Below are 14,827 nucleotides of genomic sequence, written 5' to 3'. Positions count from 1 at the left end.
CATGAATGCTGGCCTGCTTAACTTCTTTTAACGCGCGATTCTACGGCAAGAAAAACATCGGTTTGAGAGCCGCACTCAGCGGGCTGTTATCAGGATTTGCTGGCATTAACTCCTTCATCGATGCCCACCAGCGCTGACACACATCCGTTTTTGCCACAGCATCCCAACGCGCTTCAGACTCAACCTCCACACTTGCAAAGAGTAGATTGCGCTCTTCGTCTAACCAAATAGCATAATTGTGTGCACCATGGGCTTTCAGCGTTTCGGCCAGCTCTGGCCATATAGGCGAATGGCGACGCAAATACTCATCGTGGCAGTGTGCATGAACCTGCATCACAAACGCCTTACGCAACATCACTGCGCTCCGCCTGTAAAGCTGCTTGCCATGGCTTGACGTTGAAACGCTCACCCAATGCAATCAACTGCTCGGTGGTGATACTTTGACGAATGCCGCCCATCGACAGCGCTTTTACCACCACTTCTGATGATTTTTCGGCGGTATCGATTAAGCCAAACGTCTCATCAAGATTGGGGCCAGCACCAAAAATGCCGTGGAACGGCCACATCACAATGCTGTGGTTTGCCATCGCATCCGCTGTCGCTTGCCCAATGCCATCGGTGCCAGGCACCATCCACGGCAGAATGCCAACGCCATCGGGGAACACTACCAGACATTCAGTGCTGCCTTCCCATAGCAAGCGCGTAAAGCGCGCTGAGTCCAGATCCACCACATAGCTCAGCGCCATGAAGTTGGTGGCGTGACAATGCATGATGACGCGGTCGACGCCGTTGGAGATCTGCTTGCGCACGCTGTGCGACTGAAAGTGCGCAGCTAATTCTGACGTTGGCAAGCCACCATGACTCAATCCCCAATGGATTTTGTATGACAACCCTTTGTCATCCACCTGCAACAGCGCGAGGCAATCGGCCGGATCGATCTGGACATTGCGGAAAAATTTGCCCGAACCGGTTACCAGAAACCAGTCATTGGCCAGGGCCGGTGCGGGTTGCGTCAACTCAATGCAGCGCGGCTCCGTATAAAAATCACTGGCGTAAGCTTTAACTTCCTCAGGTAACAAGCGCAGGGTAACGTTACCGCCGTTACGCTCATCCCAGCCCTTCAACCACATGTCGCTGGTCGCTTTAACCATTCCCTGAACAAAAGCGGAAGAGAGAATATTTTGCATGATGTGTCCCTTAACGTTGACGCAGTGTTTGTTGTTCATAATGACGGACTTCGCTCAGCCAGCTGGCGTCAGCCGGAACATCGTGGCGCAGGCACCATGCTTCCCATACCGCTTGCCACGGCAAGGATTTCTGTTCTTCCAGCATGGCCAGACGGCCGGTGTAATCCCCTTCTAATTCCAGCTTACGTAACTGATCGGTTGGCTCAAGCAGCGCACGTAACAGCGCTTTTTTGGCATTGCGCGTCCCAATCACCCATGCCGCGATGCGGTTGATCGAAGCATCGAAGAAGTCGAGGCCGATATGCACTTTGTCGAACAGCTTGTGGCGGGCAATTTCAGTGGCGATGGCTTGCGTTTCATCGTCGAGAATGACCACGTGATCGCTGTCCCAACGCACTGGGCGGCTCACATGCAGCAGCAGACGCGGCACGTAAAGCATGGCGGTGGATATTTTGTCCGAAATCACTTCGGTAGGATGGAAGTGCCCGGCATCGAGCGTTAATGCGGTTTGGCGGCTGCTGGCATACCCGAGGCAGAACTCATTGGAGCCCACGGTGTAGCTCTCTGCCCCAATGCCAAATAGTTTGCTCTCTACGGCATCGATATGATGCGCTGGGTTGAGTTTTTCACTGATAACTTCATCAAGCGCGCTGGCCAGTCGTTGACGTGGCGCTAATCGATCGACGGTGAGATCTTTCATTCCGTCCGGTACCCAAATATTCATGACCGAAGGCGTACCTAGCTGCTCGCCAAAGTGGGCAGAAATGCGGCGGCTGGCTTTGCAGTGATCGATCCAGAACTGGCGAATACCTTTATCTGCGTGCGACAGCGTGAAACCATCAGCGCTCAGCGGATGCGAGAAGCAGCTTGGATTGAAGTCGAGACCTAACTTATGCGTTTTAGCCCATTCCACCCAGTTGCTGAAATGTTGTGGCTCAATTGCATCACGATCAACCGGCTTATCGCTCTCCAGATAAATCGCGTGCAGGTTGAGGCGTTTGGCGCCGGGAATAAGCGACATCGCCTTTTCTACATCAGCGCGCAGCTCGTCCGCATTGCGGGCGCGGCCGGGATAGTTGCCCGTCGCCTGAATGCCGCCGGTTAATTCGCCGTTCGGATTTTCAAAACCGCGAACATCATCGCCCTGCCAGCAGTGCATTGAGACAGGAATGCCATCCAGTTGCGCCATCACCTGTTCCACATCTATGCCCATCGCGGCATAGCGTTGTTTAGCCAGTTCATAGGCTTGTTCAATCAGCTTAGTCATATGCAAGTTCCTTAGCAGGTTGGCTCAGCGCCGCAAAGCGTGCCTGATGGGCAGCAAAGGCACTGTTTTTTAGCGGTTCAAATGTTTTCAACGGGAAGTTTTGGCTGATGCAGCGGCGTAAATCGTTAACGTCACGCAATTCCCCCAGCGCAATTAACTGGCAACCGACGTTGCCGAGCGTTGAGGCTTCAATAGGGCCGGCCAATACGGGTACCTGACAAGCATCGGCACACAGTTGGTTTAGGAGCGGGTTTTGGCTGCCACCGCCCACCACATGTAGCTGCCGCAGCGGCGTGGCGCGGAGCTGGTCGAGTTCCCTGATTGACTGGCGATATAACAGTGCCAGGCTGTCAAAAATGGTGCGCGCTAGCGCGGCAGGCGTTTGCGGCACCGGCATATTCTGCTCGGCGCAGGCGTTTTGAATCTCCTGGACCATGCTGATAGGGTTGATAAAGCGGCTGTGGTTGGGATTGATCAGGGCGTGGCACAGCGGTTCTTGTGCAGCATCATCGATCAGTGAGCAGAGATCGGTAATGTGCAGTTCCGTGCACACTCGTTGCAGCAGCCACAGGCCCATGATGTTTTTCAACACACGATAGCCTTCTGCTCCGCCTTCGTTAGTCACGTTGGCGTTAAGCGCAGCGCTGCTGACACAAGGCTGCAAACTCTCAATGCCTATCAGTGACCAGGTGCCTGAACTGAGGTAGGCAGCATCATCCTGCATCAATGGTGTCGCCAGAACCGCACTGGCGGTGTCGTGAGTGGCGACAGCAATCACGGGAATATAGTTGCCACTGGCGCTGGTCCAGTATCCCACGGTATTTCCCGGTGCCGTCGGTTTACCAAACCACTCAGCAGGGACACCCGCCCACGCCAGTAAATCGTGGTCCCACTCACCGCTCTGGATATTGAGCAATTGCGTCGTTGTGGCGTTGGTATATTCCCAGTTCATCTGGCCGGTAAGGCGATAATGCAGGTAGTCCGGAATCATTAAGGCATGGCGCACTCGTGCCTGCCAATCGGGCTGCTGTTGATGCAGCGCACGCAGTTGATAGAGCGTATTGATGGGGAGAAACTGAATGCCCGTACGTTGATAGATGGCTTCTTTGCCAAGGTCGTTAATGGCCTGCGCCATTTGCCCTTCCGTGCGCTTGTCACGATAGCTAACCGCCTCACCGACACGCTCGCCGTTGGCATCCAGCAGCACCAGATCGACGCCCCAGGTATCAATGCCGATGCTGTCAGGCACGATGCCTTCGTCGTCTAGCTGGGCGAGTCCGAGACGTATCTCCTGCTCCAGTCGGTCCAGATCCCAACAATCATAGTCGGCACGGCGTACGCGCTGATTGGTAAAGCGGCGGACTTCGCGCAGGCTAATGTGCTGCTTTGCTGAACTCCATTGTGCGAGCATCACGCGCCCGCTGGATGCGCCTAAATCAATGGCAACAATGTTACGCATACTCATGGCGTGTTCTTCCTGTAATGAGATGACTACAGATTAGAAACCTCTGCTTTTGGCCACCTTCCCCTTACTGCCAGGCCGGAATATCTGCTGGCAGACGGACAAAGAAGTTCGTGAGAAAGCTCACATAACCCGATAAGTAGAGAGTTGTGAGCCTTGCCGCATTTCCGTCATTCGCCGATGAGATCTTGAAAAATTAGCCATTTTCCTGCGTCACACAGTTCAAAATTCAAGGTAAGCTGCGGGGCGCCTGCGTAGACTCGGCTGCAGTTGAGTCAAATGAGAGGCGAACCATGACTGTTCTACATAGCGCAGATTTCTTCCCAGCCGGGGATTACGCCATCGCCATTGAGCCGCGCGTGCCACAGCAGGCGTTTCCTGAACATCATCATGATTTCCATGAAATTGTGCTGGTGGAGCAAGGTTCAGGTATTCATGTGTTTAACGGTCAGCCGCAGGCGTTATCTGCCGGATGCGTATGCTTTATTCGCGATCACGACCGCCACCTGTATGAGCAAACCGAAAATTTGTGCCTGACCAATGTGCTTTACCGTAGCCCGGCCTCATTTCGATTTCTTTCCGGGTTGCAGGCGTTGCTGCCTCGTGAGGAAGAGGATAACTACGCTTCGCATTGGCGCATTAATCACAAAGTCATGGCGCAAGCGTTGCACATTGTGACGCAGATGAAGCAACAGGATAGCTGGTCGCTGGAACGCCACGCACACCAGGAACAGCTCTTTCTACAACTGCTGGTGCTGCTGCGCGAAGCGGCTCACAACGATCACTCTCAGGACCAGGAAGCACGCTTGCACCGGTTGCTTGACTGGCTCAATGAACACTACAGTGAAGATATTGTATGGGATGCGTTGGCCGATCGTTTTTCGTTGTCGTTGCGTACCCTGCACCGTCAGATGAAGCAGCAAACCGGCAATACGCCACAGCGTTACCTTAATCGGCTTCGCCTGTTACAGGCGCGGCATTTACTGCGTCATAGCGATATGCGCATTACCGACATCGCCTATCAGTGTGGGTTTGGTGACAGTAACCACTTCTCCACGCTGTTCCGGCGAGAATTTGGCTGCGCGCCCCGAGCGGAGCGCCAGCAGATGCTATAACCGGAGTGTTTTCTCATGCCGTTGCTCTTAACGCGCGAAGACTATTTCCCGGCCACCAATCTGCCGATTGCCGTGGCCGAGCGCATGCCGCAGCCCTCCTTTCCGCCACATCGCCATGAGTTCAGTGAAATTGTCATTGTCTGGCGCGGCAACGGCCTGCATGTATTAAACGATCGTCCATGGTTAGTGACCTGCGGCGATGTGTTTTACATCCATGACAATGATTGCCACAGCTATGACAGCGTCAACGATCTGGCGCTCGACAATATACTTTACTGTCGCGATCGCTTTCGCCTTGGCCTCGACTGGAGTCAACTGCTGCCTCCACAGGAAGAGAATTCTCCCGGTTGCTGGCGCTTAACCACGCGCGGTATGGCATTGGCTCGCGGCGTAATTAGTCAGCTAGAACGCGAAAGCCGTAAAAGTGATTCACTTTCGATACAGCTCTCTGAAGCCCTGTTTTTACAGCTGGCGCTCATTTTGCGGCGGCACGGTTATGCAGCCGATCGCCCGTGGGCACTGCCGGAAGGCGAACAGCTTGATCTCCTGATGTCGGCGCTGCAAGGAGCCATCAGTCGCCCCTTCGATTTATCCCTTTTTTGTCAACAGAATCAGTTAAGTGAACGCGCATTAAAACAGCTTTTTCGTCAGCAAACGGGGATGACCGTTGGGCACTATTTACGACAGCTCCAGCTTTGTCAGGCGAAATATCTGTTACGGACGCAAGAGGGATTAATCAGTGAAGTGGCGGCGCGGTGTGGCTTTGATGACAGCAACTACTTTTCGGTGGTGTTTACGCGTGAAACGGGATTAACGCCGAGTGCCTGGCGGCAGCGCTTCCTGCCGCAGCGAGAACTCTTATCAGAAAAGGCCAAAGCCTGACACGCCGTTTGGCGCATCAGGCTATTCATCAGGCCGCCATGCCTAAACCCACAATGTTGGCGGCAATGATAATCACCACACAACCCAGAGAAAGGACGCGTACTGGACGTTGCCCCACCGATTTCCACTCTTTCAGCACCAATCCGACCAAGCCGCCGCACAGCACGTAAAGACTCATATGCAGCATCCAGCTGACGAAGTCATACTGCGCTGGGATTTTGGCGTGGCCCCATGCGTAGAAAAAGAATTGCAGATACCACATAGTGCCGCCCAGCACGGCAAAGGCAATATTCACAAGCAGCATGGGCTTAGCGACCGAGAAATCACGACGCACAGACAAATCGCTTTTTACCGCCAGGCGGATGAAGCAGTAAGCCAAATTCACCAACGCACCACCGCCCATGATTACCACGTAGCTCGGCAATGCCACATAGAGGGGATTGATACCTAAATTGGCAGCGGCTTCATGCATCGGCTTCGCGGCATCCATCGCAAACGACATGCCCGCAGAGAAGATGCCGCACATGACCGCCAGCACCAGTCCTTTTTTCAGGTTGAACTCTTCCGCATTGATACCCAGCGCGCGCTCCTTCAACAGACCAGCACGTGACACGATTCCTACACCGATCAGCGCAACAAACACGCCGAGCAGTGTCATACGTCCACCTGCCGAGCTGAACAACTCGACAAAACGCCCTTGCAGCAGCGGTGTCATCAGGGTTCCTACCACTAAGGTGATACCGATGGCGATACCGATGCCCATCGACATCCCCAGATAGCGCATGGTCAAACCGTAATTGATATTGCCTATGCCCCACATGGCACCAAACAGAAAGACCGGCATCAGCTGTGAAAAACTGAAACTGCTATAGTAACTCCAGAAGTGAGGAAGCAAGACGGCGCTGACCGCCCAAGGCAGAATCAGCCATGACATAATACCCCCGACCGACCACATCGTTTCCCAAGACCACTTTTTCACCTGCTTAAATGGAGCATAAAAACAGGCGGCACTGGCGGCACCCACCAGATGCCAGAAAATACCTGCAATGATGGCACTGTTCATTGTTATTCCTTCGTAAGGTTGAGGCCAACAGGAAACCGGCGGTCTCCCGATTACCGGCAGTCTACGGTGAGCCGCTTTCGCTCAGCCTTTGAATGGCTGCCGGAAAGCGCAGGTGACTGGCAAAATTCGGGGGGTCATCAACATAAGGATCACAAAATCGCATTTGCAGGCAGGACAGCGGATGATTTTGATAAGTAGCTTATTATTCAGCATATTTTTATTTTTTGTTGTGTCGATCAGCACAGTATTTACTTCACTGCCAAAGCGTCCTTTAACATGGCAGTCACACAAAGCCGTGCGCCAGGCTTTCCCCGCTGACAAATAATCCGTATAACGTTGGGAAAATCATCAGGACGAAGGATTGAGATGAATACCAAAAGATTGAGGCTGCTGCTGTCGCAATCGGTGAGTCGCGTGATGCTCGATGACATCCGCGCTGTCGTGCCAGCGCAGGCGCTCAACGTCTTTATTAATGGACTGGATGAGGCACATTACGCCACGATTGATTGCCTTCAGAGCGAAGAGAACTGCGCCCTGCTGGCGTCGGTGATTGTGGTGTGGCGCCAGCTGGGACACGTCCACAGTATTCATTATCAAAAAGGTGAACATCTGCGTCAGGTTGATGACGCAACGCAATTCCAGCTGTTCAGTATGATGAAAACCCATCGCGCGATCGTTCAACTCGCATAACTCACGGGATTATTATGAAAATCGGACTGCTTTTCCCCATTGCCATCATTATTGCCGGCGTTAGTTTTCTAGCGTGGTTTATTGTAAGTGGTGCAGCTGTACCAGGTTCCTGATAACAATTTAACATTTGTCCAGGCGCAACTAACCACCTGAAAACGCGGCATTTCGCCAGGAATGCTGCGTCCGTCACGCTCTTCTTCCCTTCTTTGCCATCCCACCCTTCGTCCTGGCAATGACGAAAAGGTGCGACACCCTGATCTGTTTCACTCTTTATTTCACAGAATTTTAACGAAAACGATCGCGGGGAGCCTGCATATGACAACACATCACCAACATTATATTAATGGCGCGTTTGTTGCCGACCAGAATGATAAATGGATAGAAGTTATTAATCCGGCGACAGAAGTATTGCTTTCGCGCATACCCGAAGGGCGTAGGCAAGATGCCGCGCAGGCGATTCACGCCGCCGAAGCGGCGCAACCTGATTGGGAAGCCCTGCCCGCCGTGGAGCGCGGAAACTGGCTGCGCAAAATTGCGGCAGCTATTCGCCAGCGCGAGCCGGAACTAACCGCGACTATCGTTGCTGAGGGTGGCAAAACGCAAGGCCTGGCGCAAACCGAAGTGCTATTCACCGCCGATTATCTTGAGTACATGGCTGAATGGGCGCGCCGCTATGACGGCGAGATCATTAACAGCGATCGTCCCAATGAAAACATCTTTGTTTTCAAAAAAGCCATCGGCGTCACCACTGGCATCCTGCCGTGGAACTTCCCTTTCTTCCTGATTGCGCGTAAAGCGGCGCCTGCGCTGGTGACCGGCAACACTATCGTGATCAAACCCAGTGAACTGACGCCGAACAATGCGGCAATTTTCGCGCAGATTATTCATGAGGTTGGCCTGCCAAAAGGCGTGATCAACTTTGTTTACGGCTATGGCCCGGAAATTGGCCAGGAGCTAGCAGGCAACCCGAAGGTGGGCCTGGTGAGCCTGACCGGCAGCGTCAACGCCGGCATCGCAACCATGGAAGCAGCGGCGAAAAATGTCACCAAAGTGTCGCTGGAGCTGGGCGGAAAAGCACCAGCAATCGTGATGGATGATGCCGATTTGGATTTAGCGGTTAAAGCCATTGTCAGCTCGCGCGTAATCAACACCGGGCAGGTGTGTAACTGTGCTGAGCGTGTTTACGTGCAGGAGGGCATTTACGACCGCTTTATCAGCGCACTAACTTGCGCGATGCAGCAGGTGAAGTTCGGTAATCCAGCTGAGCAAAACGACATTGATATGGGTCCACTGATTACGGCCGCCGCGCTGGAGCGCGTTGAGCAGAAAGTTGCAAAAGCGGTCGCCGATGGCGGCAAAGTGGTTCTGGGCGGCAAACGTGCCGGCAATAAAGGCTTCTATTTTGAACCCACCATTATTACTGACGTGCGTCAGGATATGGAGATCATGCAAGAGGAAATCTTCGGACCGGTGCTGCCAGTGATGAGCTTTAAAACGCTTGATGAAGCCGTTACGCTGGCCAACGATTGCGCATACGGCCTTACCTCATCGATTTATACGCAAAATCTGAATACCGCAATGGTGGCACTGCGTAAGCTGAAGTTTGGAGAGACCTACATCAACCGCGAGAATTTTGAAGCGATGCAAGGTTTCCACGCGGGCTGGCGCAAGTCGGGGATTGGGGGCGCCGATGGACGTCACGGGTTAGAGGAGTTTTTACAAACGCACGTCGCCTATTTGCAGTTCTCATGAGGAAAACCCGGTGCGCATTGCTACGCACCGGAAAATCATTACGCGATGCGCTTCTGGCTGCGTAGCAAGGCCAGACCGCTTAATAGTGACATCGCCATCAGATAATAGCCCGGCGCCAGACTGGTGCCGGTCGCACTAATCAGCAAGGTACAAATCAGCGGCGCAAAACCACCAAACACCGTTACCGCCACGTTATAGCTAATGGCCATGCCGCTGGCGCGCGTGCCGATCGGGAAGAGATCCGCCATCACTGAAGGCACCGTTGAGAAGTAAATCGACTTCAGCAGCGCCATCCAGCACACCAGCAGAATCAGCGTGGTTGGCGTGGCGTGCTCCACGACCAGCTTAAATGCCGGATAGATGGTGACGATCAGCAGAATCAGTGAACCCCACATCAGCGGCACACGCCCTACGCGCTCCGCCCACAGGCCCATAATCGGTGTCACTACCGTCAAAATCACCCCGGCCAACAGCGTGGCAGTGAACGCGACGCTCCCCGACAAGTGCAGATTTTTAGTGGCATAGGTCGGCACGTAGTTGAGCATGTAATTGACGGCAGTCGAAATCACCATCAGGCCGATCGCCAATAGCATGAGCTCTTTTTGCCGACCCAACAGGCGTTTCAGCGGCGCGGCTTCCGGTTTGTGTTCGGCGAAGCTTGCGGGTTCATGGACGTGACGGCGTATATAAATCCCCAGCGGACCAATCAGCAGACCAAAGGCAAAGGGGATCCGCCAGCCCCAATCCTGAATCTGGCTTTCTGTGAGAGCCTGCGTCAATCCCAGCCCAAATGCTGACGCCATCAAGGTACTGGCACCCTGAGTGGCGAACTGCCAGCTGGCAATAAAAGCTTTGCGCTCCGGAAAATGCTCCACCAGAAAGGCCGTCGAGCTACCAAATTCGCCACCGGCTGAAAATCCCTGCACCAGGCGCGCCAGCAAAATCAGCAATGGCGCTATCACACCAATGCTGCTGTAGCTCGGCATAAAGGTAATCACCGCGCCACCGAGCATCATCAGGTTAATCGACAGCAGCAACGCTTTTTTGCGTCCGTGGCGATCGGCGTAGTTGCCCAGCACAATGGCACCCAAGGGACGAATCAGGAACGATACGCCAAAGCTGCCAAACGTCAGCAGCATTGAGACCGAGGGATCGCTGGTGGGGAAGAAAGCATGCGCGATGTAGCTGGCGAAAAAGCCGTAGACGGCGATGTCGAACCACTCCAGCGCGTTGCCAATACAGGTAGCAAACAGGGTTTTATGCAGGTTAGGTTTGGTGGTACTCAATGACAAGGTGGTATTCACGCTGCTCATCGCCCACCTCCCACGTGCGCACGGTGCTGCGCCACCAGTTCGGTTCCCCGCTCACCCAGATCCCACAGCAGGCGCGTCATGATCTGCAAACCTTCGCGGGCAATTGATTTCAACATGTGTTCATTCACGCCATGCTGGCCGCAGGCCGGATAGGAGTGCGGCACCCAAAGCGTTGGCAAGCCGAGAATATCGGAGAACACCTCATTCGGCAGCGAACCACCAAGATTAGGCAGCAGCGCCGGTTTCTTGCCGCACGTTTCCGCCATGCTGGTCAGCACCCAATTTACCAGCGGATCGGTGGGATCGAGACGTGTCGCGGGCGATCCGCGCAGGAACTCAACGTCCACGTAGCCAAAACCGTGTCGTTGCAGATGGGCGCTAATATGCTGCGCAAGGTGCTCCCAATCGGTGCCAACCACAAAGCGCAGCTGGCATACTGCGGTTGCGTTGCCTGGAATCGCGTTCATCGGCTGCGCCGGATTGCCCGTCAGAAATGACAACACTTCCAGCGTGTTCCAGCCATACAGCCGCTCAGTAGGCGAAAGCCCTGGCTCGCCCCAGTTGGCATCAATAGCGGGATCGCCCGGCATGCCGCCGACCTCGATATCCGCCAGAATCTCGCGCACCTGCGGCGTGAGTGAGTTGGGTTTCAACGCATCAACCTGCAATACGCCCTGCGCGTTGACCAGCGAAGCAATCGCATTAGCCAGCTGCGTGCCGGGGTTGGTCAGTAAGCCGCCCCAGTTGCCAGAGTGATAGGCGTTATCACGGGCGTTAACCGTCAAACGAAAGTTAACGGCACCGCGTGAACCCAGAAAAAGCGTTGGGCGAATCGCATTGAGACGCGGACCGTCGGAAGCGATAAACAGATCGGCTTGCAGCAATTCACTGTGCTGATGGCACAGCTGCGCCAGGCCTGGCGAGCTGATCTCCTCGCCCATCTCAAACAGTATTTTGCAGTTGAAGCCCAGCTTGCCGCCGCGCGCCTGGGAAACCTGCTCAAGCGCGGCCAGATTGACGCAGTGCTGGCCTTTATTATCTGCGCTACCCCGGGCATACCAACGATCGCCCTCTTCCACCAGCTGCCACGGTGATAAACCTTCACGCCAGTTTTCATCATCGCCAAACACCACATCGCCATGACCGTAGCTGAGCAGCGTTGGTAAAGCGGGATCCTCAATGCGCACCGCCACGAGGAACGGTCGATGGGCGGCTTCCGGATTGTCGATAAAATGCAAGGTGAAGCCGAGCGCAATCAGCTGTGGGCCGATTTCATCCTGCAGGTAACGCTGTAATTCGCTATCACGATCTTGTCGCTGGCTCTCTGTGCGCTGGGCGACGCGACGCGCCAAAATACGTTGGAATTCCCCGCTATCAAAATAGGCGCTGGCTTGTTGCACCGCTTGTTGTGCCGTCATGTTTGCTCTGTCTTTTATTGTTTTGTCGTAATTTCATCTTTACGGAAACTCTGCTTTGCCACAATTATCAAATTATCGAGTAACATTTGCTTTTAAAGCAAAACTCGCCTGCCCGGTTATGAGGCATGCTCCACGATGAGGCGTCTGCATGTTAAGCACTGAAATCCGCTATTTTCTCGCCGTCGTTAATACCGGCTCGCTAAGCGCGGCCAGTCAACAGCTGTTTGTTGCCGTTTCCGCTATTAGTCGCCAAATTCAACGGCTGGAAAAGCAGGTTGGCGCACCGCTATTTGACCGCCACGCACGCGGAATGGCGCTGAATGAGGCTGGAGAAATCTTCGCGCACCACGTGCATAAAAACATGCTGGATATGGAGTACGCGCTAGCGGAAATTAAAGGCTTAAACGCGGTGCGCCGCACGTTGATTCGCATCGCCTGTACCGATGGACTGGCATTTACCCTTTTACCGCGCATGATTGCAGACTTTCGCGTTCACAATCCTGGCGTGCTGTTTGAAGTAAAGGTGTTAAGCACGCAAGGCGTGGCGGAAGCACTGCGCAACGGCGATTGTGATGTGGCACTGCAGTTCAGCCTGCACGCTGAACGGGGCGTTGATGTTGTGGGTTCGTGGCCTGCTCCAGTACTCATTGTGATGCATCACAGCCATCCCTTAGCCAAAGCTACACATGTCACGCTGGCCGATCTGAACCACTATCCGCTGGCATTGCCGCAGCAGAACACCACGGTACGGCAGCTGTTTGAACTCGCCAGCCACATGAGCGGCTGCCTGCTAGAGCCGGTAATGACCTGCGATACCTTCTCCATGCTATTTCAATTTCTGCTACGCACGCCGCAGGCAGTGACTATTTGCAGTGCCTTTACCGTACTGCAGGAAGCTGAAACACACGGTTTGATATTGCGCTCGGTGGGCATTGATCAGCTGAGCCAGCGCACCTTGCAGCTGCAGACGCATTCAGGGCGGCCCCGTAGCGCCGCCCTGAATGTGTTTCTCACTTTTTTGCTACAGCAACTTGATGCGCTGGAAGAGCCTTTACGTCAGCGCTGGAAGCCGTAATTTAGTTTTTAATATCCACCGGATAGAAGATGTGCTTACCGAACGGATCCACCTGATAGCCGCTCACCGATTTGCGTACCGGTTCGAAAATGGTTGAATGAGCAATCATCACCGCAGGCATCTGATCGTGCATCATCTGCTGCGCCTGCTGATAAAGAGCCACGCGTTTGTCATGATTCTGCTCAGCCCGCGCGTCGGTGATGATCTTCTCAAACGGCTGATAACACCATTTCGAGGAGTTGGAGCCGCCGTTAGCTGACGTGCAGCTGTACAGAGGACCGAAGAAATTATCCGGGTCACCGGTTGCGGTGGTCCAGCCCATCAACGCCGCCTGATGTTCACCATCCTTGACGCGCTTGAGGTATTCGCCCCACTCATAGCTCACGATATTGGCTTTGATGCCCACTTGAGCCCAATCGGCCTGGATCATCTCTGCCATACGACGTGCGTTGGGGTTATACGGTCTTTGTACCGGCATTGCCCACAACGCAATTTCGGTACCCGGCTTGATACCCGCTTCCTGCAGCAGCGCTTTGGCTTTCGCCGGATCGTAGTCGTAATCCTTCAGGTCTTTATCCGCACTCCACACGTCTGGCGGCAGGATGTTTTTCGCCACGGTGCCGGTGCCTTTGAAAATGGCATCAATGATCGCCTGCTTGTTGATCGCCATCGCCAGCGCCTGACGTACTTTAACGTTATCCAGCGGTGCTTTGGTGGTGTTGAAAGAGAGAAAACCGGTGTTGAGGCCCGATTTCTGTTCAAGGGTTAAGTCAGGATTGGCGCGCATCTTCTCCAGATCGGCCGGATTGGGGAACGGCATAATCTGGCACTCATTTTTCTCCAGCTTGGCGTAACGCACCGACGCATCCGGCGTGATGGAGAACACTATACGATCGAGCTTCGCCTTGCCCTGCCAATACTCGGGGAAGGCTTTATAGAGAATGCGCGAATCTTTTTGGTACTGCACCAGCTCAAACGGTCCGGTGCCAATGGGTTCCATATCCACTTTTTCCGGTGTTCCGGCTTTCAGCATCTGGTCGGCGTATTCAGCCGAATGTATTGAGGCGAAATACCACGCCAAATCGGCGAGGAATGGCGCTTCGGCATGTGCCAGGGTGATACGCACCGTGTTGTCATCGACTTTTTCAATATTTTTGATCAGCTTCGCCAACTCAAGGCTTTCAAAGTTAGCGTAGTTACCGCCAGAGACATTGTGGTAGGGGTTTTTCGGGTCCATCTGACGCATAAACGAGAAAATGACGTCATCGGCATTGAGGTCGCGCGAAGGCTTAAACAGCTTGTTGCTTTGGAATTTTACCCCTTTGCGCAAGTGAAAGGTGTAAACCGTACCATCCGCGCTGATATCCCAGCTCTCCGCCAGGCTTGGCACCAGCTCGGTGGTACCGGGGGTGAAATCAACCAGGCGGTTGAAAATCGGCACGGCGCTGGCATCCACGCTGGTGCCCGAGGTATACAACTGCGGGTTGAAGTTTTCCGGCGATCCCTCTGAACAATAAACCAGCGTTTTCGCCGAAACCCCGCCGGCAACCGCTAATCCCAGTGCCGTGAGCGTCAGTTTTGCCATCACTTTTTTCATCATTAT

14 protein-coding genes are annotated in these 14,827 nt (G+C 54.1%); 6 read left to right on the top strand and 8 right to left on the bottom strand.

From position 1 onward, the window contains the following. Window positions 1-40 precede the first annotated feature (40 nt). The 4 genes from rhaM to rhaB are packed head-to-tail and all read right to left on the bottom strand — an operon-like array spanning window position 41 to window position 3,919. A complete protein-coding gene (gene rhaM, locus AC07WB_RS09125; protein ID WP_097097376.1) occupies window positions 41-355 on the bottom strand; it encodes an L-rhamnose mutarotase in 315 nt (104 codons plus the stop codon). Further along, window positions 345-1,187: a rhamnulose-1-phosphate aldolase gene (gene rhaD, locus AC07WB_RS09120; protein ID WP_097097377.1), complete on the bottom strand. Its 843-nt coding sequence runs from the start codon at window positions 1,185-1,187 to the stop codon at window positions 345-347. Before rhaD ends, rhaM begins: the two co-directional genes overlap by 11 nt. Before the next feature lie 10 nt (window positions 1,188-1,197). Beyond that, window positions 1,198-2,454, bottom strand: coding sequence for an L-rhamnose isomerase (locus AC07WB_RS09115; RefSeq protein WP_494940363.1), 1,257 nt, complete (start codon window positions 2,452-2,454; stop codon window positions 1,198-1,200). Further along, on the bottom strand, window positions 2,447-3,919 hold the full coding sequence (gene rhaB / locus AC07WB_RS09110) for a rhamnulokinase (protein WP_494940362.1): 1,473 nt from the start codon (window positions 3,917-3,919) through the stop codon (window positions 2,447-2,449). The genes AC07WB_RS09115 and rhaB overlap by 8 nt, the downstream gene beginning before the upstream one ends. A gap of 290 nt (window positions 3,920-4,209) precedes the next feature. Between rhaB and rhaS the strand changes: the two genes are divergently transcribed. Both rhaS and rhaR read left to right on the top strand, forming a co-directional pair. Next, entirely contained in the window at window positions 4,210-5,031 is an 822-nt protein-coding gene (rhaS, locus tag AC07WB_RS09105; RefSeq protein ID WP_494940361.1) for an HTH-type transcriptional activator RhaS, read from the top strand. 15 nt (window positions 5,032-5,046) lie between these two features. Next, window positions 5,047-5,913, top strand: coding sequence for an HTH-type transcriptional activator RhaR (rhaR, locus tag AC07WB_RS09100; protein ID WP_345829789.1), 867 nt, complete (start codon window positions 5,047-5,049; stop codon window positions 5,911-5,913). Window positions 5,914-5,941: 28 nt separating this feature from the next. Here rhaR and rhaT read toward each other — a convergent pair whose 3' ends face one another. Then, entirely contained in the window at window positions 5,942-6,976 is a 1,035-nt protein-coding gene (rhaT, locus tag AC07WB_RS09095) for an L-rhamnose/proton symporter RhaT (protein WP_494940360.1), read from the bottom strand. 366 nt (window positions 6,977-7,342) lie between these two features. On the opposite strand from rhaT, the gene AC07WB_RS09090 reads away from it, so the two are divergent. The 3 genes from AC07WB_RS09090 to aldA all read left to right on the top strand — a co-directional run bounded on the left by AC07WB_RS09090 (window position 7,343) and on the right by aldA (window position 9,418). Further along, the gene (locus AC07WB_RS09090; RefSeq protein WP_097097383.1) at window positions 7,343-7,666 is read left to right on the top strand and encodes a hypothetical protein; all 324 of its coding nucleotides are present in this window, start codon (window positions 7,343-7,345) and stop codon (window positions 7,664-7,666) included. 14 nt (window positions 7,667-7,680) lie between these two features. Continuing rightward, complete coding sequence (locus AC07WB_RS09085) at window positions 7,681-7,779, top strand: YoaK family small membrane protein (RefSeq protein WP_141400252.1); 99 nt, start codon at window positions 7,681-7,683, stop codon at window positions 7,777-7,779. 202 nt (window positions 7,780-7,981) lie between these two features. After that, window positions 7,982-9,418 (top strand): aldehyde dehydrogenase, encoded by a 1,437-nt coding sequence (gene aldA, locus AC07WB_RS09080; RefSeq protein WP_494940359.1) that lies wholly within the window; start codon window positions 7,982-7,984, stop codon window positions 9,416-9,418. Between the two features lie 38 nt (window positions 9,419-9,456). On the opposite strand, the gene AC07WB_RS09075 is transcribed toward aldA, so the two are convergent. Next, window positions 9,457-10,731: an MFS transporter gene (locus tag AC07WB_RS09075; RefSeq protein ID WP_494940358.1), complete on the bottom strand. Its 1,275-nt coding sequence runs from the start codon at window positions 10,729-10,731 to the stop codon at window positions 9,457-9,459. Next, window positions 10,728-12,149, bottom strand: a complete 1,422-nt coding sequence (locus AC07WB_RS09070) for a M20 family metallopeptidase (protein WP_345829791.1) — start codon at window positions 12,147-12,149, stop codon at window positions 10,728-10,730. Before AC07WB_RS09070 ends, AC07WB_RS09075 begins: the two co-directional genes overlap by 4 nt. 148 nt (window positions 12,150-12,297) lie before the next feature. Between AC07WB_RS09070 and AC07WB_RS09065 the strand changes: the two genes are divergently transcribed. Continuing rightward, entirely contained in the window at window positions 12,298-13,224 is a 927-nt protein-coding gene (locus AC07WB_RS09065; RefSeq protein WP_097097387.1) for a LysR family transcriptional regulator, read from the top strand. A 1-nt stretch (window position 13,225) separates the two neighbouring features. Here AC07WB_RS09065 and AC07WB_RS09060 read toward each other — a convergent pair whose 3' ends face one another. Continuing rightward, on the bottom strand, window positions 13,226-14,821 hold the full coding sequence (locus AC07WB_RS09060; RefSeq protein ID WP_494940357.1) for an ABC transporter substrate-binding protein: 1,596 nt from the start codon (window positions 14,819-14,821) through the stop codon (window positions 13,226-13,228). Between the last annotated feature and the right edge of the window lie 6 nt (window positions 14,822-14,827).

Source organism: Pantoea sp. GW821-FHT03E06, from assembly GCF_059420725.1.
The sequence above is the reverse complement of the archived record's forward strand: the minus strand, read 5'-3'. Positions and strand labels throughout refer to the sequence as shown.